The organism is Sphingobacterium tabacisoli (genome assembly GCF_017908035.1).
Classification (GTDB): Bacteria; Bacteroidota; Bacteroidia; order Sphingobacteriales; family Sphingobacteriaceae; genus Sphingobacterium; species Sphingobacterium tabacisoli.
Window position 1 is genome coordinate 1 of sequence record NZ_JAEQMU010000010.1, and the last position, 22270, is coordinate 22270.

At 42.2% G+C, this 22270-nt stretch carries 14 protein-coding genes; 7 read left to right on the forward strand and 7 right to left on the reverse strand.

What is annotated here, in order from left to right; genetic code table 11:
- Positions 1-838 precede the first annotated feature (838 nt).
- A complete protein-coding gene (locus tag JKG64_RS22355; RefSeq protein WP_210356481.1) occupies positions 839-2002 on the reverse strand; it encodes an acyl-CoA dehydrogenase family protein in 1164 nt (387 codons plus the stop codon).
- Between the two features lie 106 nt (positions 2003-2108).
- Here JKG64_RS22355 and amaB point away from each other — a divergent pair, with 106 nt between their 5' ends.
- The 5 genes from amaB (at position 2109) to JKG64_RS22380 (ending at position 7484) form a co-directional block, all read left to right on the forward strand.
- The gene (amaB, locus tag JKG64_RS22360) at positions 2109-3638 is read left to right on the forward strand and encodes an L-piperidine-6-carboxylate dehydrogenase (RefSeq protein WP_210356482.1); all 1530 of its coding nucleotides are present in this window, start codon (positions 2109-2111) and stop codon (positions 3636-3638) included.
- Positions 3639-3651: 13 nt separating this feature from the next.
- Positions 3652-4941 carry an L-lysine 6-transaminase gene (gene lat / locus JKG64_RS22365; RefSeq protein WP_246512772.1) on the forward strand — a complete coding sequence of 430 codons (1290 nt, stop codon included), beginning with the start codon at positions 3652-3654 and terminating at the stop codon, positions 4939-4941.
- Between the two features lie 266 nt (positions 4942-5207).
- Positions 5208-6023 (forward strand): metallophosphoesterase family protein, encoded by an 816-nt coding sequence (locus JKG64_RS22370; RefSeq protein WP_210356483.1) that lies wholly within the window; start codon positions 5208-5210, stop codon positions 6021-6023.
- Positions 6023-6604 carry a hypothetical protein gene (locus tag JKG64_RS22375; protein ID WP_210356484.1) on the forward strand — a complete coding sequence of 194 codons (582 nt, stop codon included), beginning with the start codon at positions 6023-6025 and terminating at the stop codon, positions 6602-6604. The genes JKG64_RS22370 and JKG64_RS22375 overlap by 1 nt, the downstream gene beginning before the upstream one ends.
- Before the next feature lie 55 nt (positions 6605-6659).
- On the forward strand, positions 6660-7484 hold the full coding sequence (locus JKG64_RS22380; protein ID WP_210356485.1) for a sulfurtransferase: 825 nt from the start codon (positions 6660-6662) through the stop codon (positions 7482-7484).
- Between the two features lie 62 nt (positions 7485-7546).
- Here JKG64_RS22380 and JKG64_RS22385 read toward each other — a convergent pair whose 3' ends face one another.
- The 5 genes from JKG64_RS22385 to hutH form a co-directional block, all read right to left on the reverse strand.
- On the reverse strand, positions 7547-8422 hold the full coding sequence (locus JKG64_RS22385) for a pirin family protein (RefSeq protein WP_210356486.1): 876 nt from the start codon (positions 8420-8422) through the stop codon (positions 7547-7549).
- A gap of 212 nt (positions 8423-8634) precedes the next feature.
- Entirely contained in the window at positions 8635-9594 is a 960-nt protein-coding gene (gene hutG, locus JKG64_RS22390) for a formimidoylglutamase (protein WP_210356487.1), read from the reverse strand.
- A gap of 165 nt (positions 9595-9759) precedes the next feature.
- Complete coding sequence (locus JKG64_RS22395; protein ID WP_246512774.1) at positions 9760-11769, reverse strand: urocanate hydratase; 2010 nt, start codon at positions 11767-11769, stop codon at positions 9760-9762.
- Positions 11769-13016 carry an imidazolonepropionase gene (gene hutI / locus JKG64_RS22400; RefSeq protein WP_210356488.1) on the reverse strand — a complete coding sequence of 416 codons (1248 nt, stop codon included), beginning with the start codon at positions 13014-13016 and terminating at the stop codon, positions 11769-11771. The genes JKG64_RS22395 and hutI overlap by 1 nt, the downstream gene beginning before the upstream one ends.
- Before the next feature lie 2 nt (positions 13017-13018).
- Positions 13019-14578: a histidine ammonia-lyase gene (gene hutH / locus JKG64_RS22405; protein ID WP_210356489.1), complete on the reverse strand. Its 1560-nt coding sequence runs from the start codon at positions 14576-14578 to the stop codon at positions 13019-13021.
- 78 nt (positions 14579-14656) lie between these two features.
- Here hutH and JKG64_RS22410 point away from each other — a divergent pair, with 78 nt between their 5' ends.
- Positions 14657-15556 (forward strand): LysR family transcriptional regulator, encoded by a 900-nt coding sequence (locus JKG64_RS22410; RefSeq protein ID WP_021071392.1) that lies wholly within the window; start codon positions 14657-14659, stop codon positions 15554-15556.
- A gap of 8 nt (positions 15557-15564) precedes the next feature.
- Here the strand turns inward: JKG64_RS22410 and JKG64_RS22415 are convergent, their stop codons facing one another.
- Positions 15565-16155, reverse strand: a complete 591-nt coding sequence (locus JKG64_RS22415; protein ID WP_210356490.1) for a pentapeptide repeat-containing protein — start codon at positions 16153-16155, stop codon at positions 15565-15567.
- Positions 16156-16344: 189 nt separating this feature from the next.
- On the opposite strand from JKG64_RS22415, the gene JKG64_RS22420 reads away from it, so the two are divergent.
- Positions 16345-22260, forward strand: coding sequence for an alpha-2-macroglobulin family protein (locus JKG64_RS22420; RefSeq protein ID WP_210356491.1), 5916 nt, complete (start codon positions 16345-16347; stop codon positions 22258-22260).
- The last annotated feature ends 10 nt before the right edge of the window (positions 22261-22270 follow it).

The window sequence follows — 22270 nt, forward strand, 5'->3', positions numbered from 1 at the left end:
AACTTTCGTTGTTTCTCAACTACTCGTTACGTTACATGATCATTTCCTTAAAGAACTTTGTCCGCATCCGCATCGCGCTTCTGCTTTTATTATCGACATCCGAAGATGTGACTTGTCATTTTGTTTTCCGGCCTCCCTTGCGGTGACCGCCCTTCGTTTCCGTTAGGACTGCAAAGGTAGGAATCTTTTTTTAACCTCCAAATTTTATTTTAAAATAATTTCCGGAGAAGATTTTCAGAGGATAAAATCAAACGGATAAAACCGCAAAATAACCACTCTATCTACCTTGTGTCATCGTTCCGAAGAACCGTCCCTCCCTCGCGGAGTGGTGCAAAGATAGGAACTTTCAGACCACATTTCAAAGACATAACACAGACTATTTTACAGAATATAGCGTAAAACGCTGGAACATTGAGCAATAAAATTGAAAGAAGAAAGCACACAGGTAGCATGGACTGCAAAAAAGGCACACTATTCCTATCATCGGGCAGGATCAGCAGGGATTTAAACAAGGCGTAACAGAGCTTTTATAGTGGTTTACCGCTATGAACCCTCTATAAAACCTCTATTATAACACAAAATAACCCCTGTAAAATTTAAAGCAGGCACGGAACAATAAAGAAGTATTGTTAAAGAACAGACTACTCAGGCCACACATATAAAGACCATACATATAAAGGAAGAAGAGACAAATTAGAACACACTGACTGTATCATCTTAAGTAGGGCTCATTTCTTAACTCCAATACAAGAGTCAAAAAAAGACCTTTTCGATAATGGAAAAGGTCTTCAAACAGTAAAACAATCGAAATATGCTACACCCGAGTTATTGCAACGAGCTAAAAACCGCTGATACCAGTAATATCCTGCCCCGTAATCAATAGGTGCACATCATGTGTTCCCTCATAAGTAATGACAGATTCTAGATTCATCATATGACGCATAATCGGATAATCCCCAACAATCCCCATGGCACCGAGAATCTGCCTAGACTCCCGTGCGACCTGTAAAGCCATATTCACATTATTACGTTTCGCCATAGATATTTGTTGAGGAGTAACTCTATTTTCATTTTTCAAAACACCCAAACGCCACGAAAGTAATTGAGCTTTTGTTATTTCCGTAATCATCTCAGCCAGCTTTTTCTGTTGCAACTGATACGCTGCTATAGGTTTTCCGAACTGCGTTCTTTCTAACGCGTATTGAAGAGCAACTTGATAACAGTCGATGGCCGCTCCTATTACACCCCAAGAAATACCATAACGTGCCGAATTCAAACAAGACAATGGTCCACGCATGGATGAAACATCCGGCAACAACCGCTCAGATGGTATATATATACTATCAAACACCAGTTCGCCAGTTCGGGATGCCCTCAGCGACCATTTGTCTTTAATCTCAGGAGTAGAGAAACCTACGTCTGTCCGTTCTACGATCACTCCTCTCACTTTTCCTTCCTCATCTTTGGCCCATACCACCGCAAGATCACAGATTGGTGCATTCGTAATCCAAGTCTTTGCTCCATTCAATCGATATCCTTCACCGTCTTTCACCAGACGGGTTTCCATACTAGAGGGATCGGAACCGTGATTCGGTTCGGTAAGCCCAAAGGCCCCTATCCAATCACCCGAAGCCAACATCGGTAAATATTTAGTCTTTTGATCGTCGGATCCGAAGGTATATATTGGATACATAACCAAAGAAGACTGCACCGATGCTGCCGAACGAATAGCCGAATCGCCAGCCTCTAATTCTTGCATAATCACCCCGTATGCCATATAATCCAGCCCTGCCCCTCCGTACACATTTGGGACGAAGGGGCCCAAAGCGCCTATGCTTCCTAGTTTTTTCATTAGGTCCGGAATCTCTTCGTGATCTTGTGCTTTTTGATCGATAGTGGGTAAAATTTCCGATCGCACAAAATCGCGGATTGTATCACGAATCAGTAGGTGCTCTTCTCCCAAGAGTTCGCCTATATTGAAATAATCTACAGTGCTGTTCATATCTTACCTGCCTTTCCGTAAAAATATCAAATATTCAACAGAAAAGAGCATATTGTAAATATTATTCTCTATATTTATGAAAATTTCGAATAATATAAACCATATTATGACAATTAAAGAATTAAAAACACTAGGAATCGAGATTGACAACCTAGGTACATCGACAGGTAGCAAATGGTTTGCAAAAGGAGAGACTATTTCTTCTTTTTCACCGACCAATGGTAAGCTTATTGCAAAGGTTCAATCAACAACGCGTAAAGAATACGACAAAGTAATCAACGAAGCCGAAAAGGCTAAACTTATCTGGAGAGATATTCCAGCTCCAAAACGTGGAGAGATAGTACGTCAGTTGGGCGAAAAACTAAGAGAACTAAAACCTGTACTGGGCAAATTAGTCTCTTATGAAATGGGAAAATCTTACCAAGAGGGACTTGGAGAAGTTCAAGAAATGATTGATATATGCGATTTTGCAGTGGGGCTTTCCCGTCAGCTATATGGCAATACGATCCATTCGGAAAGACCAGGACACCGTATGTATGATCAATACCACCCACTTGGAATTGTAGGCATCATTACGGCTTTCAATTTCCCGGTTGCTGTATGGTCATGGAATGCGGCTTTAGCATTAGTATGTGGTGATGTTGTCATTTGGAAACCTTCAGAAAAGACCCCACTGTGTGCGGTAGCATGCCAAAACATCATAGCCGATATCCTTAAAGCCAACAAACTTCCGGAGGGGATCTCTTCCCTAATAACAGGAGATGCGGCAGTTGGAAAATGGATTTCCGAAGACGAGCGTATTCCATTGGTATCTGCTACAGGCTCTACTAGAATGGGTAAATTGGTCGCGACTACTGTTGCTCAGCGCTTGGGAAAAACATTATTGGAGTTGGGTGGCAACAATGCTATCATCGTAACACCAAGTGCCGATTTAAAAATGACCATTATAGGTGCAGTATTTGGAGCAGTAGGAACAGCTGGACAACGCTGTACGAGCACAAGAAGGCTGATCGTACATGATAGTATCTACGACAAGGTCAAAAAAGCATTGACTGATGCTTACAAACAAGTTAAAATCGGTGATCCATTGGATACCAAGCACCATATGGGTCCATTGATTGATACCGATGCAGTACAAATGTACTTGAACGCATTGGACAAAATCAAAGAACAAGGTGGTAAAATATTAGTAGAAGGCAAAGTCCTAAGTGGCAAAGGCTATGAAAGTGGCTGTTATGTTACTCCTGTTATTGCAGAAGTGGAGAACCACTATCAGATTGTACAGGACGAAACTTTTGCTCCTATCTTATACCTGATCAAATACAGTGGAGAAGTGGACAACGCTATCGCTCTACAGAATGGTGTAAAACAAGGCTTATCTTCTGCCATCATGACCTCTAGCCTACGTGAATCAGAGCTATTCTTAAGCCAAAACGGGTCTGACTGTGGTATCGCCAATGTCAATATTGGTACATCTGGGGCTGAAATCGGGGGTGCCTTTGGTGGTGAAAAAGAAACAGGCGGTGGCCGCGAATCAGGTTCTGATGCATGGAAGGTATATATGCGTCGTCAGACCAACACGATCAATTACACTACTAGCCTGCCACTAGCGCAAGGAATAAAGTTTGACCTTTAAAAACAAAAAAATTATGAGAGAAGTACACCAAAGATTGGCAAAACATATATTAGCAGATGGATTCCCGGTTGTTATCGACCTAGAGAAATCCCACGGTTCTTACATCGCTGATGTAGATGGCAACGAATACTTAGATATGTTCAGTATGTTTGCCTCATCTCCAATCGGATACAATCACCCCCACATTCTAAAAAATGCGGAAGTATTAAAAGAGGCTGCGATTAATAAACTCGCACTATCAGATATCTACCCGACGATATATGCGGACTTTTTAGATACGTTCTCACGGGTAGCTATTCCCAAAGAACTAAGCTATTGCTTCTTTATCGATGGTGGTTCATTAGCTGTAGAAAATGCATTGAAAGCAGGGTTTGACTGGAAAACGAGAATCAATCTATCTAAAGGAATAGAACATGAAGCGAGTCAGGTCATTCACTTCAAACAGGCATTCCACGGTCGTTCGGGATATACTTTATCTTTGACCAACACCAAGGATCCTAAAAAATACATGTATTTTCCGAAATTCAATTGGCCTCGTATCACGAATCCAAAATTGAAGTTTCCACTCAACGAGAGCAATCTTGCAGAGACTATCGAATTAGAAAACCAAGCTATCGCAGAAATCAATGCGGCTATTACACAACGCCCGGAAGATATAGCCTGTTTGATCATCGAAACCATACAGGCGGAGGGAGGTGACAACCACTTCAGAAAAGAGTTCTTCAAAAAGCTCAGAGAAATCTGTGATCAGAATGATATCATCCTCATTCTGGACGAAGTACAGACTGGTATCGCGATGACTGGAAAAATGTGGGGATACCAACATTATGGTATTATTCCTGATGTGATTGCCTTCGGTAAGAAAACACAGGTCTGTGGTATACTCGCCAATCAGGAAAAATTTGATCGCGTTGAAAAGAATGTTTTCAAGGAATCGAGCCGTATCAATTCGACCTTCGGCGGAAACCTTGTAGACATGGTACGCTTCAAATTGATTCTAGAAGTCATTGAACAAGAAAACCTGGTGGCTAAAGCGGACGAAAAAGGAAAATACATCCTACAACAGATCGAACAACTGGTCAAAGATTTCCCACAGTTGTCCAATGCCCGTGGTAAAGGTTTACTTACGGCATTTGATTTTGACACTGAAAAATCACGCGACGAATTTATCTCTAAAACTCTTGATAACAAGTTATTGATATTAGGATGTGGAGAGAGAAGCGTACGTTTTAGACCACACCTTACGGTTACGATAGAAGATATCGACAAAGCATTTGCTATCATCCGCAATTGCTTAAAATAAATCGCAAGCGCTAGGCCTTAAAAGCTTCTAGCCTACGCAACCCAAAGCTGTCAAAAGGTATTAAAAAAAACTTTTGACAGCTTTTTTTTGTATTATACCCAACGGAACATTTCAAAGCACAAACTTCATTTATTTTCCCTTCGATTAAAAAACAAATCTTTCAACGAATAAAAGTCATAAAATTACTTTTGACTTTTTGATTACTCTGTTCAATAAATAAACTCATTACTTTGCGTTAAAACCACAAATAGTTTAAATATACTGTTATGTATTTTCGCACACACTTCTTTGTTTCAGTAGCTATGCTATTCATAGCATTACTCACTTCATGCAACCGCAACTTTCAGTTTTCTGTACTCGAGGTTAAGCCTTTGGACCGGGACATCAATCAAAAGGCAATCGATCGGATAAAACAGCTAACACCCCGCGACACCTTCAGCTTCTTGGTTTTTTCCGATACACAGGTAGCCTATGATGAACTTGAATCTTTTGTCGCACACGTCAATAGCACCTATTCCATGGACAGCATCGCTTTTATGTTACATGGCGGCGATTTTACAGACTATGGCGCCAACTTCGAATACAATCTCTATTACGATGATGCCAAGAAGCTTAAGTTTCCAGTAGTAGGCTGTATAGGCAACCACGATATGCTTAGCAACGGTAGAACAATCTTTAAAAAATTATTCGGTCCCGAGGATTTTAGTTTTAATTATGGCGATTACAGATTTATCGTCTTCAATAGCAATAGTAGAGAGGTTCGTTTCGATGGCAGTTTACCCAATTTGAATTGGCTACAACAAGAAATAGACAAAAGCAAAGAAAACAACACTATTTACCTCTCGCACGTGGCACCGATGACGACGGATTTTGACCCAGCTTTAGAGAGCAACTTTACCAACATATTAGCCTCAGACAAAAAAAATCGTTTATCCATACATGGTCATACCCATAGCTATGTGCTTGAGGAACCGTATAACGATGGCGTACAATACCTCACTGCTCCCGCCCTGCAGAAGAAACAATATGTAAAGGTTACTATTTCTTCTAAGGACATTCAAATACAACAAAAATTCTACTAATGCGCTGGATTATATTTTTCCTTTTATCCCTCTTATCATCTCCCCTATCGGCTCAAACTACCGATTCAACAACAAGCAAATTTTACAAGTTCATGCCCAACAGTGCTGTACTACAATTCGCAGGCAATATCGGTATGTTCTCTACGGGGATCCGCTATGTCACGCCCAACAAACACTGGAAAGGCTCGCTACACTATGGCTTTGTTCCCGTTCGCTATGCTGCAGACAAAGCAATACACTCGATCACAATCAAAGGACAGTACAGTACAATTCACCGCCAGTATAGCCCCACAACCCAAGTCGAATGGCTGAATATCGGCTTATGGCACAACTACTCCTTTGGTCGTAATTACTTCTCCAGCTTACCGAGACATTATGATGATGGTTATTATTATTTTCCAACAGCGGTCAACATCGGACTTACCCTAGGCAGTGAGTTACGCTACCAGAGATGGGGGGTATATTATGAGCTCGGCACCACGGACAAACGGGTAATCAACTTTGCTAAAAGCCCCAAGGCAGTTTCTTTTCGAGAGATCTGGAATTTCGGCATTGGGCTGGTATACCATTTAAAACATTAAGTATATCTTTAAAATTTCGATTGGGTGGTGTATATTTAACATTAAAACAACCACTATGGAATCACCTTTAATAAACATACAGACATTGAAGGAGCTACGCTCTAATTCTAAACTTATTATTCTTGATGCGACTATTGACAAGGTCAATGAGAAAATTGACGATCAGAACAAAGCTTTGATTCCCAATTCCTTATTTTTCGATATTGAAGATTGTTTTTCAGACCACGGTTCGGGGCTTCCCCACACTATGGTTAGTGCAACCATATTCTCAGAGCAAGTACAACGGCTCGGTATTAACCAAGATAGCATCATCGTTATTTATGATCGCTGGGGGGTATATTCCAGTCCACGAGCCTGGTGGATGTTCCGATATATGGGGCATACGCAGACTTACGTATTAGATGGAGGAATAAAGGCTTGGCAACAAGCTAATCTCCCTATAGTAACGGATCATATAACAGCGTTTAACTCCGGCAATTTCACTGCATCACCTGAATCACAGTGGTTTGCTGATAAAGATACTATTTTGGCTTCTATTGCCAATAATAGCAGCAACATCATCGACGCACGTGGTGCAGGAAGATTCAATGGCACTGCTCCCGAACCACGGGCAGGTATACGGTCCGGACATATCCCAGGTTCCAGCAACCTACCATTCGACCAAGTACTAAACGATACTTTTATCTTAGACAAATCAGAGTTGATCCGGATCTTCACTCCACATCTCCGAGCGGAGAAAAGAAACATATTCACCTGTGGATCAGGTATAACCGCATCTATCCTAGCATTAGCTGCTGCTCAAAGTGGTATTAAGGATATTGCTGTATATGATGGTTCATGGGCAGAATGGGGATCGGATCCTCAGTTGCCTGTTGCATAAAACAAAAAAGAAGAGGGTTCTCCCCTCTTCTTCTCAAGCCTAACTCCATGGTAAGCTAGCTATCAAGCATTTGGATAAGGCACATAATCATCATCTCCTGGAACTTTAGGAAATTCCCGTGCAATCCATTTGCGTTTAGCCTCCTCATTAATTTCTCTATCGGTAGCTACAAAGTTCCATGATATAAACCGTTCTTCCGGAAATGGCTCCCCTCCAAAGATATATACCGTCGTATTTGCTTTCATTGTAAATGAGCAGAGGTGTGCATCTTTAGTAATCAAAATCTGCTTGGGACCATAATCGAATCCATTGCTTTCAATGTCTCCTTCCAAAATATAAAGACCGCTTTCCCCGTACAGTTCTCCGCGGATATCAATGAAAGCATCTTTTTTACCCGTCTTGATTTCAATCATATATAATTTACTATACACCGGAACGGGAGACTTCTTTCCGAAGGCTTGTCCTGCAATCAGCTTATAGGACACCCCATCCTGTTCCCAGGCAGGTATATCCTCAGCTTCGGTATGATGAAATTCGGGATCCATAAACTCTAACTCTTTGGGCAACGCTACCCAAATCTGTAAACCATGCATGAATTTATCCTGATGACGGAGATACTCAGGTGTCCGCTCCGAATGAGTCACACCTTTACCAGCAGTCATCCAATTTACAGCACCTGGTTTGATTTCCATTGCTGTACCTAAACTATCACGGTGAAAAATCGCACCATCAAAAAGGTAGGTCAGCGTAGAAAGGCCGATATGCGGATGAGGCCCTACGTCGAGGTTTTCATGTTCAGCAAGACAAACAGGCCCCATATGGTCAATAAATACAAATGGACCTATAGATCTCTTTTGTCGAAAGGGCAAAAGCCTACCCACAAGAAAATTACCAATATTGGCAGCAGTTTCTTCTCTAATAAAATCAATATTTGACATACTATATTTCCTCCTTTGTTTTCTGAAAGTATATGATTTTAATGGACATCAAGAACTTTCATGTCTTTTGGTGACCCAAAGGAATCATGAAAGTTTTATACCTAAAGTTACATAATATATGTTAGTTATAAACTGAAGAAAATTTGAAAAAATGCCATCCTATAAAGGCGTGCCTAGCAAGGCACGCCTTTATAGGATAAGAACCGTTTTCTTTAAAACTTCTGTAAGATCTTAAAGATCAAATCAGAGCCTAACTTAGTCGTCCGCTGGTCAATATCATAAACTGGATTTAACTCAGCGACATCCACACTTACTAAATTAGGCAAACGGATAATTTCCTGAAAAATCTGTTGAAAGGTTACATCTGGAACAAGACCATTAAAAGCCAAAGCACTCACCCCCGGAGCATAAGGCGCGGCAAAAGCATCTAAATCTATCGTCAGATAAACCAGATCTACCTGAACTGCAAAATCTTGCACTGCCTTCCGTATTTCCAACACGTTACCCGCATGGACATCCTCAGCCTTTATAACCGTTGTTCCTGTATCTTTAGCATAAGCTAATAGCGATGGCGTATTCGAAATATCTTGAATCCCTAACGCCAAATAATGAAAAGGCTTTCCCTCCCGAGACAGATCATCGGCTATCTGATAAAATCCTGTACCCGAATTTCCTACACCATCTTTCAGAGGGCGAATATCCAGGTGTGCATCGATATTAATAATTCCAATGGATTTACCCTCTACATGCAATCCCTTAAAGTGCCCATAGGTAATCTCATGCCCACCTCCCAATAAGAGAGGGAACCCGCCTTGCTGGCGGATCTTGGCAACCAGTTCAGCGAGGCGCTGTTGGGCTGCTTCCAGCCCAGTATCTTGACAATAAACGTCTCCAGCATCCAGTAATCGGATTTGATCCGAAAAATGTACCGGCAATCCTGCTAATATTTTTCGGAATTGAGCAGGGGCATTCTGAGCACCTACCCTTCCCTGATTACGGCGCACGCCTTCATCACAACAAAACCCCAACAGCACAACTGCATTTTTCAGTTCTTGTGTTTCGTCCAGATCGATCGAACGCACCTCTTGATGCCAGCGTCGCAGTCCTTGCTCCGTACCATCAACACGACCTGCCCAATGTCCGGGATTCCCTGGTTGATATAATGAATTCATATGTAAATAATTATCTTCGATGAGCTCGCAAGCTCGGTTTGTCTTCAATGGCCATATGGAATATCCAAAGTATATTATGCACGACTTTATTACTGTTGGTGTGCATGCTGCTCCGCGGTCATGCATGTTTGTGCAGTCCGTGCTACATGGATATTTCATGCTGACCTATTCAAAAAGTTTATCCAACACCGCAGTATCCACCAATTCGGCTTTTGTAACTTTCAATGTAGGGCTTCGCTGCAGTTCTGTTTCTATCGCCTGCATGGCCTCTTTATTGCGGGCCCAAGCTCTACGTGCGATTCCATTATTAACATCAAAGAACAACATATTACGCAATTTCTCTTCTGCAGCGGCGGAACCGTCCAACAACATACCGAAACCGCCATTGATTACCTCACCCCATCCTACACCGCCACCGTTATGGATAGACACCCATGTAGCACCTCTGAAACTATCACCAATGACATTATGTATCGCCATATCGGCCGTAAATTTACTGCCATCATAGATATTGCTCGTTTCCCGATAAGGCGAATCCGTACCACTCACGTCATGGTGATCTCTACCCAGCACAACAGGTGCAGACAACTGCCCCGCTTGTACCGCATCGTTAAATGCTTTTGCAATTTTCGTACGACCCAATGCATCAGCATATAAGATACGAGCTTGAGACCCCACTACCAAACGGTTTTCTTCAGCATCCGAGATCCATTTTATATTATCCGCAAGTTGCTGTTTGATTTCTTCTGGTGCTTCTTTCTGTAGATCCTCCATCACCTCAAGAGTAATTCGATCTGTTGTGCGAAGATCCTCAGCCTTGCCTGAAGTACACACCCAACGGAATGGTCCAAAACCATAGTCAAAACACATTGGACCTAGAATGTCCTGTACATAAGACGGGTATTTAAAGTTAATACCATCAACAGCCAGCACATCAGCTCCGGCACGCGAGGCTTCCAACAGAAAGGCATTTCCATAATCGAAAAAGTAAGTTCCACGTGCAGCGTGCTTATTAATAGCATTGGCCTGTCTCACCAAAGATTGTTGCACCGCCTTTTTAAATTCTTCGGGTTCTTCTGCAATCATCCTATTCGCCTCCTCAAAACTATATCCCACCGGATAGTATCCACCAGACCAAGGATTATGCAATGATGTCTGGTCCGAACCAACCGTAACAAACACTTCTTGCTCATAAAAAGCTTCCCATACATCTACCACGTTACCTATATAAGCCAATGACACGACTTCTTCCTCTTGGATTGCCTGTTTTACCCGGACTATAAGTCCCTGCATATTTTCATGCAGCTCGTCGACCCAACCCTGTTCGTGGCGCTTGCGTGCCGCAGCGGGATTCACTTCTGCACATACCGTAACACAACTCGCTATATTTCCAGCCTTAGGCTGCGCACCACTCATCCCCCCTAATCCCGAAGTCAGGAAAATTTTGCCCCGAGAACTATCGCCCTTTTTCAGATGCTTACGAAAAGCATTCATAACTGTAATCGTAGTACCATGTACAATACCCTGTGGGCCAATATACATGTACGAACCTGCAGTCATCTGTCCATATTGCGTAACCCCCAAAGCATTGAAGCGCTCCCAATCATCGGGCTTGGAATAATTAGGAATCATCATCCCGTTGGTCACCACAACTCTTGGTGCTGAAGTGGATGATGGGAACAATCCCATCGGGTGCCCTGAGTACATATGCAAGGTCTGCTCCTCTGTCATCTTTGCCAAATATTGCATCGTCAACAGATACTGTGCCCAGTTTTGGAATACTGCACCATTCCCCCCATAAGTAATCAACTCATGCGGATGCTGTGCTACCGCAGGATCCAAATTATTCTGTATCATCAGCATAATCGCTGCCGCTTGACGGCTTTGCGCGGGATACTCTTCTATCGGACGGGCATACATCGCATAAGTCGGGCGGAAACGATACATGTAAATCCGTCCGTAACGACGCAGCTCCTCGAGGAAGTCTGCGGCCAGCTCTTCATGCCATCCTGCAGGAAAATAACGTAACGCATTTGCGATAGCCAATCGTTCTTCGTCTTTCGTAAGTATCTGTTTACGTACCGGAGCATGGCTCACCGAAGGATCTAAAGCCACCTTAGCTGGCAATTGATTCGGTATACCTTGTATTATTTCATTTTTAAATTTCTGCATCATTATTTTAAATTAGATCGAACAGCTACCCCGTTCTTCCAAACAGCTGATGGTTGCAATGCTCCTTGTAGGTAAGTGATGTTCTGATAATTGTTCGTATCGTAGAGGACAAAGTCGGCTAACTGTCCTTCGACCAACCGACCTCTATCAGAGAGATTCAAGGCTTGTGCTGCTCTAAACGTAACGGCTGCCAACACTTCGGCATTGGAGAGTTTCTCCATCGTTGCCAAAATACCAGCCGATGCAATGAGCTGCCCCATAGGTGCCGAGCCTGGATTCCAGTCGGTCGCAATTGCCAAGGAGGCACCTGCATCCAATAAGCGTCGAGCTGGTGTAAATGCACAGCCTATTCCCAGAGAAGCTGCAGGCAAAGCGACAGCTACTACATCCGAATCCGCAAGTAGTGCAATCTCTGCATCTGTTGATGCCTCCAGATGATCGGCCGATACCGCATCAAAAGCAACAGCAACCGCAGATCCCGAGGTACTGAATTGATCAGCATGTACAGTAATCTTAAAGCCCAGCTCTTTTGCTTTTTTGAAATAATCCTGAATATCTTCTGCCGAAAAGGCAGTCTGTTCGATAAAAGCATCTATCCGCTCAGTCAGCTTCTCCTCCTTCAACACAGGGAAAAGATCTGCAGCCATAAGAGCTAGGTATTCTTTCGCTGTCCCTTCAAAATCTTTTGGCTTCATGTGTGCTGCCAGACAAGTTGGGACAAGATCCATCTCCAGTTCCGCATTAGCCTGCTTGACTGCCCGCAATGTCTTCAGCTCTTCCTCCTTATTAAGTCCGTACCCACTTTTCACCTCTACAGTGGTAATTCCTTGCGCCAAAAGATAAGCTGCCCTACGCTTTGTCAATTCCTTCAGTTCCTCTTGTGTCGCCTCACGTGTATGTTTGACCGTACTCCAAATACCACCACCTGCTTGGGCAATCTCCAAATAGGAACTCCCCGCATTACGCATCGCAAAATCATTAGCACGATTGCCACCAAAGGCAATGTGTGTATGGCAATCAACAAATGAAGGTAAACAGACCTTATCTCCCGTGATCACCTCCACCTCTACCGCATCTCCCGCCTGACTACGGAGTGTCTCAAAATCACCTACCGCTTTGACTTTTCCATTTTCGATCCATAACCCACCCTGCTCAATTACCTCGAGTTGACTGTCATTCAATGCCCCTTTAAGAGGCAGATCACGCATGGTCAGCAACTGCCTAAAAGGTCCTATAAGTACTTCGTTCATCCCTAATAATTTTCAAAATGTTCAACACCTGCGCCAAAATACGCTTTATCACCTGTAGCTTTGGCCAGCTCGACCAATTCACCCGATTTTACCAATGCCAACGCTTTGTCCATAATATCCTGCATAGGCTGATCTTCTTCCAGATGAGGAATATGCTTGCGGATATGCTGATGTAAGGCTTCTACAACAGCTGTAGATTGCAGTGGTCTATGAAAATCCTTAGCTTGTGCTGCGCAAAGCAGCTCTACACTTAATATCTTATCCACATTATCAATAACCTGTAATAACTTTCTTCCAGATATCGACCCCATACTCACATGATCTTCCTGTCCCATCGATGTGGGTATGCTATCTGCCGAAGCAGGGAAACAAAGTCCTTTATTCTCACTGGCAATAGCGGCAGTTGTGTACTGCAAAATCATAAAACCAGAATTTAGACCTGTTGCCTTCATCAACAACTTAGGCACCCCATTTGTTTCTCCCTCTAGAGAAAGATACACCCTACGATCGGATATATTCCCCAATTCACTAACAGCTAGTGTCGCATAATCCAACGGAAGTGCAATAGGCTGTCCATGGAACGAACCTCCACTAATGGTCAGTTCACTATTTATAATAATAGGGTTGTCTGTTACTGCATTAATCTCTGTTTCAATAATTTCTTTAAAATGCAGCCAAGCGTTGCGGGAAGCACCATGCACCTGTGGTATACAACGCATCGAATAAGGATCCTGTACTCTCGAACAGTTCTTATGCGACTCTAAAATTGCAGAGCCCGACAACAGGTTATGTATCGTCGAAGCGACAAACACATTCCCCTTATACGGTCTCAACTGGTGTAATTCGCTAAAGAACGGTTTGATCGAACCATTCAATCCCTCGATCATTAAAGTTGCGATCAGGTCAGCGTTATTCATCAATCGGTTCATCTCGACAACAGCCTTCACGCCATGTGCAGCCATAAACTGTGTTCCGTTGATCAATGCTAACCCCTCTTTTGCACCCAGAGCCACAGGTTTCATCTGTAATTCATCCAACACATCGGCTGTATTGCGGATTTCATCTTTATAAAACACCTTTCCGAGACCAATCAAAGGCAAGAATAGATGTGACAATGGCGCCAGATCACCAGAAGCCCCTACCGATCCCTGTTTCGGGACGACAGGAACGATATCCTGTTGGATATGCCAGATAATACGTTGTACTGTACTCAACTGTACCCCTGAAAAACCTTTGGACAAAGCATGTACCTTTAAAATCATCATCAACTTGGACAACTCCTTATCAATAGGCTCTCCTACTCCTACAGCATGACTCATCAAGATGTTCTCCTGCAGTTTACGGGTATCGTTCGCATCAATCAGAGTCGTGCATAACGGACCAAAACCAGTATTTATTCCATACACTACCTTCCCCGAGTCCACGATTTCCTGTACATATCCTGCACTCTTCTCGATATCCTTTATTACTTCTTCTGTTAAGATACCATTTACTGTACCTCTTGCTATACCTAAAGCAATGGAGCTCTGTAAAAAATCGACTCCGTATTTAAATGTATTCATCTTGTCTTTCGTTTTATCTCAAATTTAACAGCTATATTTGATAACTGGTAATACCATTTAAGTCAACTATTAATAACTATGAATTATCAAATAGAACTTCGACATCTCCATTATTTCAAGGTTCTAGCCGAAGAACTTCATTTCCGTAAAGCTGCAGATCGGCTTTTTATCTCCCAACCAGGCCTGAGCAGACAGATCAAACAGATGGAAAGTATTTATAAGACTACACTATTTGAACGAACCAAGCGTACAGTGCAATTGACTGAGGCGGGCAAATACCTTTTACACGAAGTTGAACTGCTATTCAGTCAACTCAGCAACATTCAAACACAGATTGAAAAGATTGCAGAAGGAAAGATAACATCACTCAAACTGGGATTTATTGGCTCTGCTGTACAGACTATACTTCCCAAACTATTAGCTTCATTAAAGCAAAAGCAACCTTTGATCGACATCACGCTCAATGAGCTCAGCAATGAAATGCAACTCGAAATGCTGGGACGTAATGAATTGGATTTTGGATTTGTACGTGTCGATGGTACGCCACCCCATATAAAATCATTACCTATCCTCACCGAGCATTTCGCGCTTGTTATACCCAAGAATCACCCGCTCAAATCAAAACCCAATCTTCAGTTGACAGACTTCAAAGATGAGCCCTTCATCCTGTTTTCAAAAGCTTATAGCATTTCCTATTATGACCTAGTGATGAGCATATTTCGCGACCATGATTTTGTGCCCCATGTCACCCTACGAACGGTCAATGCATTAAGTATATTCAATCTGGTATCTCAGGGACTTGGAGTAGCGATAGTTCCCTCTTCGTTAAAAAACGGATACAGTACCGACGTTGATTTTATCGAACTCGAACAGATACGCCAGCGTACAACCCTAACCCTGATTTGGAATAGGGAGAACCGCAATCCTGGCATATCAGCTTTACTTGAAGAGGTTAAGCACTTGTTAGAAGATAATTAGTATATCTGTTAATTCAGGTCGTTTTCTATTGCTAGATCATACTTTAGCAGCAGGAGCTCCAACTGATAGATCGTAAACTTTGCCTTTTTTACCTTATTGAGGTCCAGGTCTAGAATCACATTTGTAGATGTTCTAAAATCGACTTTCTCGATGTTTGTCCCTACAAAAGTCGCCCCCAGTAGATCACAGTCCGCAAAAACGCTCGCTGACAAATCCGCTTCGCTAAAATCCACCTCGCGCAAGGAGCATTTCGAAAAACGCATCTTCTTTAGATTTGCACCATAAAATATAGAATAGTCAAGCTGGCATTTTTCAAAAGAAAAAGAGAACATAAACTTATTGAGGGAGGAGAAATCCAGTCCCATAATCTTACAATCCTTAAAAACCACATTACGCAATCCTACCCCCTGCAGATTCGCCATAGAAAGATTGCATGCATCAAAGGTACAATCTTCGAAATCATTGGTTCTTAGGTCACTCTTAGAAAAATCACAACCTATAAAATGACACCGGACAAACTCCCGATTACGAAGTCCCTTATCTGCATAATCAACCTGTTTAAAGGTTTTGTCGGCATGTGTAACAATCTCTGAGTTCATATTCTATCTAATTTTCAGGACCTGATCAAGACCCTCAATTTCCTGCTTAAGGTAGGAATTATTTCGCTTGCTTTTCAAAAAGCCGTAACTTGAGTGCATAATTTTACACTTCGTTTATGGAACTACGTCTGTTGCCGCATCCATTGTACAAAACGTAGTCATTTTTTAGTAAATACAATCACATTATATATGAAGCGACTGATCAAAACGTACTTTCCGCTATTACTAATCTGCCTATTGCCTTTTATGGGAGTAGCACAGACCACTTCTACTTCATCCCCTAAATGGAAAGAAATAGAACGACTTATCTCCATCAGGAATTATGAGCAGATCCTACCACTCCTAGCAGACATTAAAGCTGAAGCCCGTCGCAGCGACAATTCCGCGGAATGGATACGCGCCATTGTTGCCGAAGGCCAGACAAAGAAAGTCAACCGCACCAATGACAGCTTATTTGTCGAGGTCGAGAAACACTTCCAACAACATATCAAACAGGCATCTCCTATAGAAAGAGCAGTTCTGAATAACTTTTATGCGCTATTCCTTGCTTCGAATATAAACCTATATCTGAGCGACACAGACAATAAGTTTATCGCAAGTGACAACAAACAAAAAATAAAGCATATCGATTCCCTGTTCCACCTTTCCCTGGAACCAAAAGGAGCCTTGCTCCAAGCTCCTTTGGAAAAATGGGCAGACCTGTTTGTTTCCACCCAAAACGTATCGTTATCTCCTACCTTATATCATTTCTTAGCATACCAATACATCGATTTTATCGCGAGCTACGAACGGGGTAATGGCGATAAAGTAAATAAGCTAAAAGAAGAGATTATTGCAATCAATGAAAGCAAAGGTTACACGAATGCAACGTCTTATCTGCTTTCATTGAGACAGGATAACTCCTACCTTCCTGCTCTTGAAATGGCAACCAACTACCTGGACATCATTGCAAGAAACAAAAGCGATTATAATGCGTACCTGCTAGCTCAGGTTGCCGGAATCTATAATAGCCGTGGCGACAAAAAGGAAGCGTTAAAATACATCAACCAAGCGTTAAAAGAATATCCCAAATCGCCTTGGATCGACGAATCAAACAACCTTTTAAAAGTAATCAAACAAGTTAATATCCAACTGACGGCCAAATCATTCGCTCCTGCCAATCAATATACCCCCATTAGAATCAGCACTACAAATACCGATAGTCTATATATCCGGGTCTACAACACCAGCAATACGCTCAAATCATATCGGTCCTTCGATATTAAATATGATTCATTGACCCATCAGACGAGCTTAGACGCCAAACTTGTTTATGAGGAGTTGCTGGCATTGAAGTCCTTTGCAGATTATCAAAACCACAGTACGCTTTACAAATTGAATCCACTGCCATTTGGCAATTATACGATTCTGGTATCCAACAATAAGGATTTCAAGGATGATGGGCTGTACTTCGAGGTCGTAGATCAGCAAATTATTATTTCTGATCTTTTTATTTCGGCCAGTCAAAATAAAGACGATGATAACAGCACCTTGTTTAGGGGATTACTGCTAGACAGGATCTCAGGCAAGCCTTATACCAATAAAAAAATACAACTGTATGAACTGAACCGCAACAACAGGTTAGATTTGGTCCAAGGACTACGCACGGATAAAAAGGGTGAATTTTCGTATACCTCCAACCAGAGAAGAGCATTTGATTCTTACTTACTTTATCTCCCACAGGAAAATCAACTGATTGACCTCAATAAGCTAAAAACAATAGGCAGGCATATTTACAATAAACCACAACCGGACGAAAGGAACCAAATCTCCATACAGACCCTGACAGATCGTGCCATCTACCGACCGGGGCAACGGGTTTACTTTAAAAGTATATTGTACAATAGTCACGCACTATTGGGAAAAGTGATGGAAAAAGAAGAGTTGAAAATTTATCTTCACGATGCCAACCATCAAAAAATAGATTCTTTGACCGTGACTAGCAATGCTTACGGTTCGATAAATGGGAGTTTTATTTTACCGAACAAAACATTGGCAGGATCATTTAGGATCGTAGCTCTACACAAGGGTAGAGAGCAGGGTTCCCATTACTTTCAGGTCGAAGAGTACAAAAGACCGACTTTCAAAGTAACATTTGATACGAACAAAGAGACCTACACACTCCGAGACACAGCAGTATTTACAGGTGCTGTAGAAATGCTGTCTGGAGCAGCATTGCCGGACGCAACCGTGAAATACAATATCACATTTTACAGCAACAAGCACCATCAATATGTTACTTATGCTGACTCTACAACAACCACTGATGCGGAGGGGAAATTTTCCTTTAAAGTCGCTCTGATGGATTCTACGTTTAAAGGTTTGAATAACTTCTACCTACAATACAATGCTGAAGTAACCAGTCAAAGCGGTGAGATGCAAGCAACAGCAGGTCAGTACAGTTTCTCTACCCGTCCGTGGCAGATTCAAATTCAGACTGTTGGTCGAATGGAGGAGAAAAAATGGAAAAATCTAACCATTAAGACTTCCAATCAAAATGGCCAATCCCTTTTATTTGCCGGCAAAGTCAATATATATCAGTTGAGTCAGCCGACGACAGTCATGACCAGAGAAAGTAGCCAGATCTTCAGCAACCTCGAATACCATTTACTGAGTCCTGAAGAATACGAAAGGTATTTTCCAGTCCTATTTGATCGAAGCTTATTACAAAAAGAAGTACAAAAGGAGCTACTCGCGTCCTACGAATTCGATACACGCGACACGAGTCTGGTCCAGATAGATTCTAATCTATTTGCCAAAGGGCGTTATATGATCGAAGCCATCAGCATACAAGATGGCGACACCATAAAAGCGACCAGTTACATGCAACTGTATGACGCTACCACTAAAAAAGTAAGCAATACTGAGTTCTTGACCGCCAATACCGACAAGGCAAACTATAGCATTGGAGATAAGGTCACCATCACCTATCAAACAGACGAAAAAAGTGCCAAATACCTGTATTTATTCAGTTCCCTCGGGACAGCAAAAAGACCAACCCAGTTACTGAATATAAAAAATGGACAGGCTACCTACACCTTCACGCTAGAAAAAGAGCAGGTATCGCCCAACATCTCCTTTACAGCTTTATTGGTCGTCAATAATAAATTGGCGATCACATCGACAGCTATACCGGTGGTCAGACAGGATAAACTCTTACAGATTACTGCTAAAACATTTAGAGACAAAATCACCCCTGGTCAAAAGGAAAAGTGGAGTTTTACTATCGCGCAGAAGGACCTACCGGTATCCGAAGCTGAGGTATTGGCTACGATGTATGACAGCGCTTTGGACGCATTCGCAAGCAATAACTTCCCATCATCGTTGCCACGGTATACCCCTTATTATGGTAGCATCCAATATTACCACCTTCTTAACGGGTTCTATAAAGACGATTATTCCAAATCCATATTCTATAAAGACAATAGGCTATCGACTTTAGGAAATGGGCTATCTACCATTTATACTTACGGATTATTCGACGGGGTGATGCTTTCTGGATCAGCTACTGGCACGACAAAAGGTATTCAAGGTGGATTCGGACAAGGAGATGAAATAGTATTTGAAAGTGTAGCCATGTATGATGAGCTCAAGGATCCTAAACTACGGGCTGAAGTACAAAACCTACGTATCCGAGGAGCATCCAGTCCAGGACCATCAACTCCGCTATACGTTGTTGATGGAGAAATCATGGAGGGCTTTGTCCTTGACAACGTCCCCGCGGACCAAATCGAAAAACTAGAAGTACTCAAAGATGCTGCTGCGACCGCGCTGTATGGTTCCAAAGGTGCACATGGAGTAATTGTTATTACCACCAAAGAAGGTAAAAAGAAACAAGATCAGTTGGATCAAGCACAGGCGCGTACCAACTTACAGGAGACAGCCTTCTTCTTTCCTACCCTGTACACCGATGCCGAGGGCAATATCAACTTCGAGTTCGATACTCCAGAAGCACTATCAAAATGGAAATTGCTTCTTTTTGCACACCGCAAAGACCTTGCATCCGGCAATGCAACGTTCATCACCCGAACCCAAAAGCAGTTGATGGTACGTCCTAATCTACCTCGATACTTCAGGGAAGGGGATGAAATCACGTTGAAAGCACAGGTACAAAACATAAGCAAACAAGGATTGAAGGGAAATGCAAGGATTGAAATATTTAACCCAGAAGACAATACAAACATTACCAATCTGTTTTTGAATGGAAATAGCACCCTAGCTTTTGAAGTTTCTGCCACAAACAATAGTATTGTCGAATGGAAACTTAAAGTACCGGCACATATACCGACAGTACAGATTAAAATCGTCGCTGCTACCGATTCTTTTTCTGATGGTGAAATAGTAGAGTTACCGATCCTCTCCAATAAGGTATTGATTTCCGATACAGAAAAAATAATTTTGAAGTCCAGAGAATCTAAAGACTACAGCTTACACAGTAGCGGAAAAGACAATCTACATGCTAAGGTACAGGTACAGAGCAACCCTATTCTGGAAATTATCGCAACACTAGACTATCTGAAGAACTACCCTTACGAGTCCACAGAACAAAGTGGCAGTAAGTGGTTTGGTCTGAAAATGGTACAATATGTGGAGAAGAACTATCCAGAAATTGCCACTTACTTCAAAACACTGGACAAAGATCAAAACAAAAGCAAACTCGAAGAAAACAGCAGTCTGAGTGAACTGAAACAAGAGGAAATGCCATGGTTACGAGCCATTAAAAGTGAAAAAGAAAAATTAGCTGCTATCGCTACCCTTTTCAATAGCGATATCCGCGGAGAAATCAAAGCGGTCGAAAAGAAGATACTCCAGAATCAAATTGATGAAGGAGGATTCAGTTGGCTTCAAGGAGGAAAAGCAGATAGTCATATCTCTATACGCCTGCTCGAAATCGTGGGCAAAGTGCTCCATCTCGACCAAAGTCTAGTGGATTCAGAGATGCGAAATGCAATGGAAGGTCTCACTCAATACTTAGACCAAGACAGTAGTATCTTTAGCCCCAAGGCATCTGTAGAACTCGCTCTGAATTACCTCTATGCTCGCCATTATTGGACGAGTTATTTCAAGCCTCAAGGCAACAGCATTCAACAGATCACCAATAAGCTGGTAAAAGCGCCTGAGGTGACCGCCAAAGGACCGGCAGGCCTAGCGGCCAAAGCATGGGTAGTCAACCAATTATTTGGTAATGCGAAACAGTCCAATGAATTAAAGAACAGAGTTAGTCAAGAGGTCGTCCGTGATAAAGACGGAGGAATGTACTGGCCGAGCAATGACCGTGCTTACAACGCCGTCAGTATGCAGTCTTACCTTGTTGAAGCTTATAAACTAAATGATCCTTCTCAGCTTCAGGCCATAACCCAATGGTTATACTATAAAAAACAAGTAAACCATTGGAACAGTACCTGGATGACCGTAGATGCCATCTATGCACTTCTACTCGCTAATAATCCAGACGACTTTAGCTTGGATAATAAGGTAAGTATACTCGTTGACCGTCAACAGGCCGATACTAAAGATATTGTATTAGGTCAGGTATCCCTAGATTTTGACCGGTCTACATTAGAAATAGACAAACAGCTAACTATTCAAAATAACAACAATAGAACGATATACGGAGGCATCTATCATCAGTATTTTATACCGCTTTCCGAAGTGAAGCGCAATACCAATGCCCTCTCCATTCAAAAGCAATACTTAGTAGAGCGCAACGGAAACTGGGTAGAAACGACAGAGGCTAAACTAGGCGAGCGTATCAAGGTCAAGATTATTGTTATAAATGATGCCCCACTGCAGTATGTACATCTGAAAGATAGTCGTCCAGCAGGCGTGGAACCTGTCTATCAACCTTCGGGATACCGTTGGTGGCAGGGGTATTATCTCAACATGAAAGATGCTTCGACCAACTATTTCTTTGACCATCTAGGAAAAGGAAAAAGAGAGTTCGAATACGAAATCAAAGCAAATAATATCGGAATATTTAACTCCGGAATAAGCAGTCTCGAGTGTATGTATGATCCGACAGTCAATGCACGATCAGCAAATATACAACTCGTCATTGTACCTTAACACACCTTAT

What these genes read in the sequence shown, in the direction of transcription:
- lat (WP_246512772.1), top strand. Translation starts at nt 3,652, where the DNA reads ATGAGAGAAGTACACCAAAGATTGGCAAAACATATATTAGCAGATGGA.
- hutH (WP_210356489.1), bottom strand. Translation starts at nt 14,578, where the DNA reads ATGAATACATTTAAATACGGAGTCGATTTTTTACAGAGCTCCATTGCT.
- JKG64_RS22395 (WP_246512774.1), bottom strand. Translation starts at nt 11,769, where the DNA reads ATGATGCAGAAATTTAAAAATGAAATAATACAAGGTATACCGAATCAA.
- hutG (WP_210356487.1), bottom strand. Translation starts at nt 9,594, where the DNA reads ATGAATTCATTATATCAACCAGGGAATCCCGGACATTGGGCAGGTCGT.
- hutI (WP_210356488.1), bottom strand. Translation starts at nt 13,016, where the DNA reads ATGAACGAAGTACTTATAGGACCTTTTAGGCAGTTGCTGACCATGCGT.
- JKG64_RS22370 (WP_210356483.1), top strand. Translation starts at nt 5,208, where the DNA reads ATGTATTTTCGCACACACTTCTTTGTTTCAGTAGCTATGCTATTCATA.
- JKG64_RS22375 (WP_210356484.1), top strand. Translation starts at nt 6,023, where the DNA reads ATGCGCTGGATTATATTTTTCCTTTTATCCCTCTTATCATCTCCCCTA.
- amaB (WP_210356482.1), top strand. Translation starts at nt 2,109, where the DNA reads ATGACAATTAAAGAATTAAAAACACTAGGAATCGAGATTGACAACCTA.
- JKG64_RS22355 (WP_210356481.1), bottom strand. Translation starts at nt 2,002, where the DNA reads ATGAACAGCACTGTAGATTATTTCAATATAGGCGAACTCTTGGGAGAA.
- JKG64_RS22380 (WP_210356485.1), top strand. Translation starts at nt 6,660, where the DNA reads ATGGAATCACCTTTAATAAACATACAGACATTGAAGGAGCTACGCTCT.
- JKG64_RS22410 (WP_021071392.1), top strand. Translation starts at nt 14,657, where the DNA reads ATGAATTATCAAATAGAACTTCGACATCTCCATTATTTCAAGGTTCTA.
- JKG64_RS22415 (WP_210356490.1), bottom strand. Translation starts at nt 16,155, where the DNA reads ATGAACTCAGAGATTGTTACACATGCCGACAAAACCTTTAAACAGGTT.
- JKG64_RS22385 (WP_210356486.1), bottom strand. Translation starts at nt 8,422, where the DNA reads ATGTCAAATATTGATTTTATTAGAGAAGAAACTGCTGCCAATATTGGT.
- JKG64_RS22420 (WP_210356491.1), top strand. Translation starts at nt 16,345, where the DNA reads ATGAAGCGACTGATCAAAACGTACTTTCCGCTATTACTAATCTGCCTA.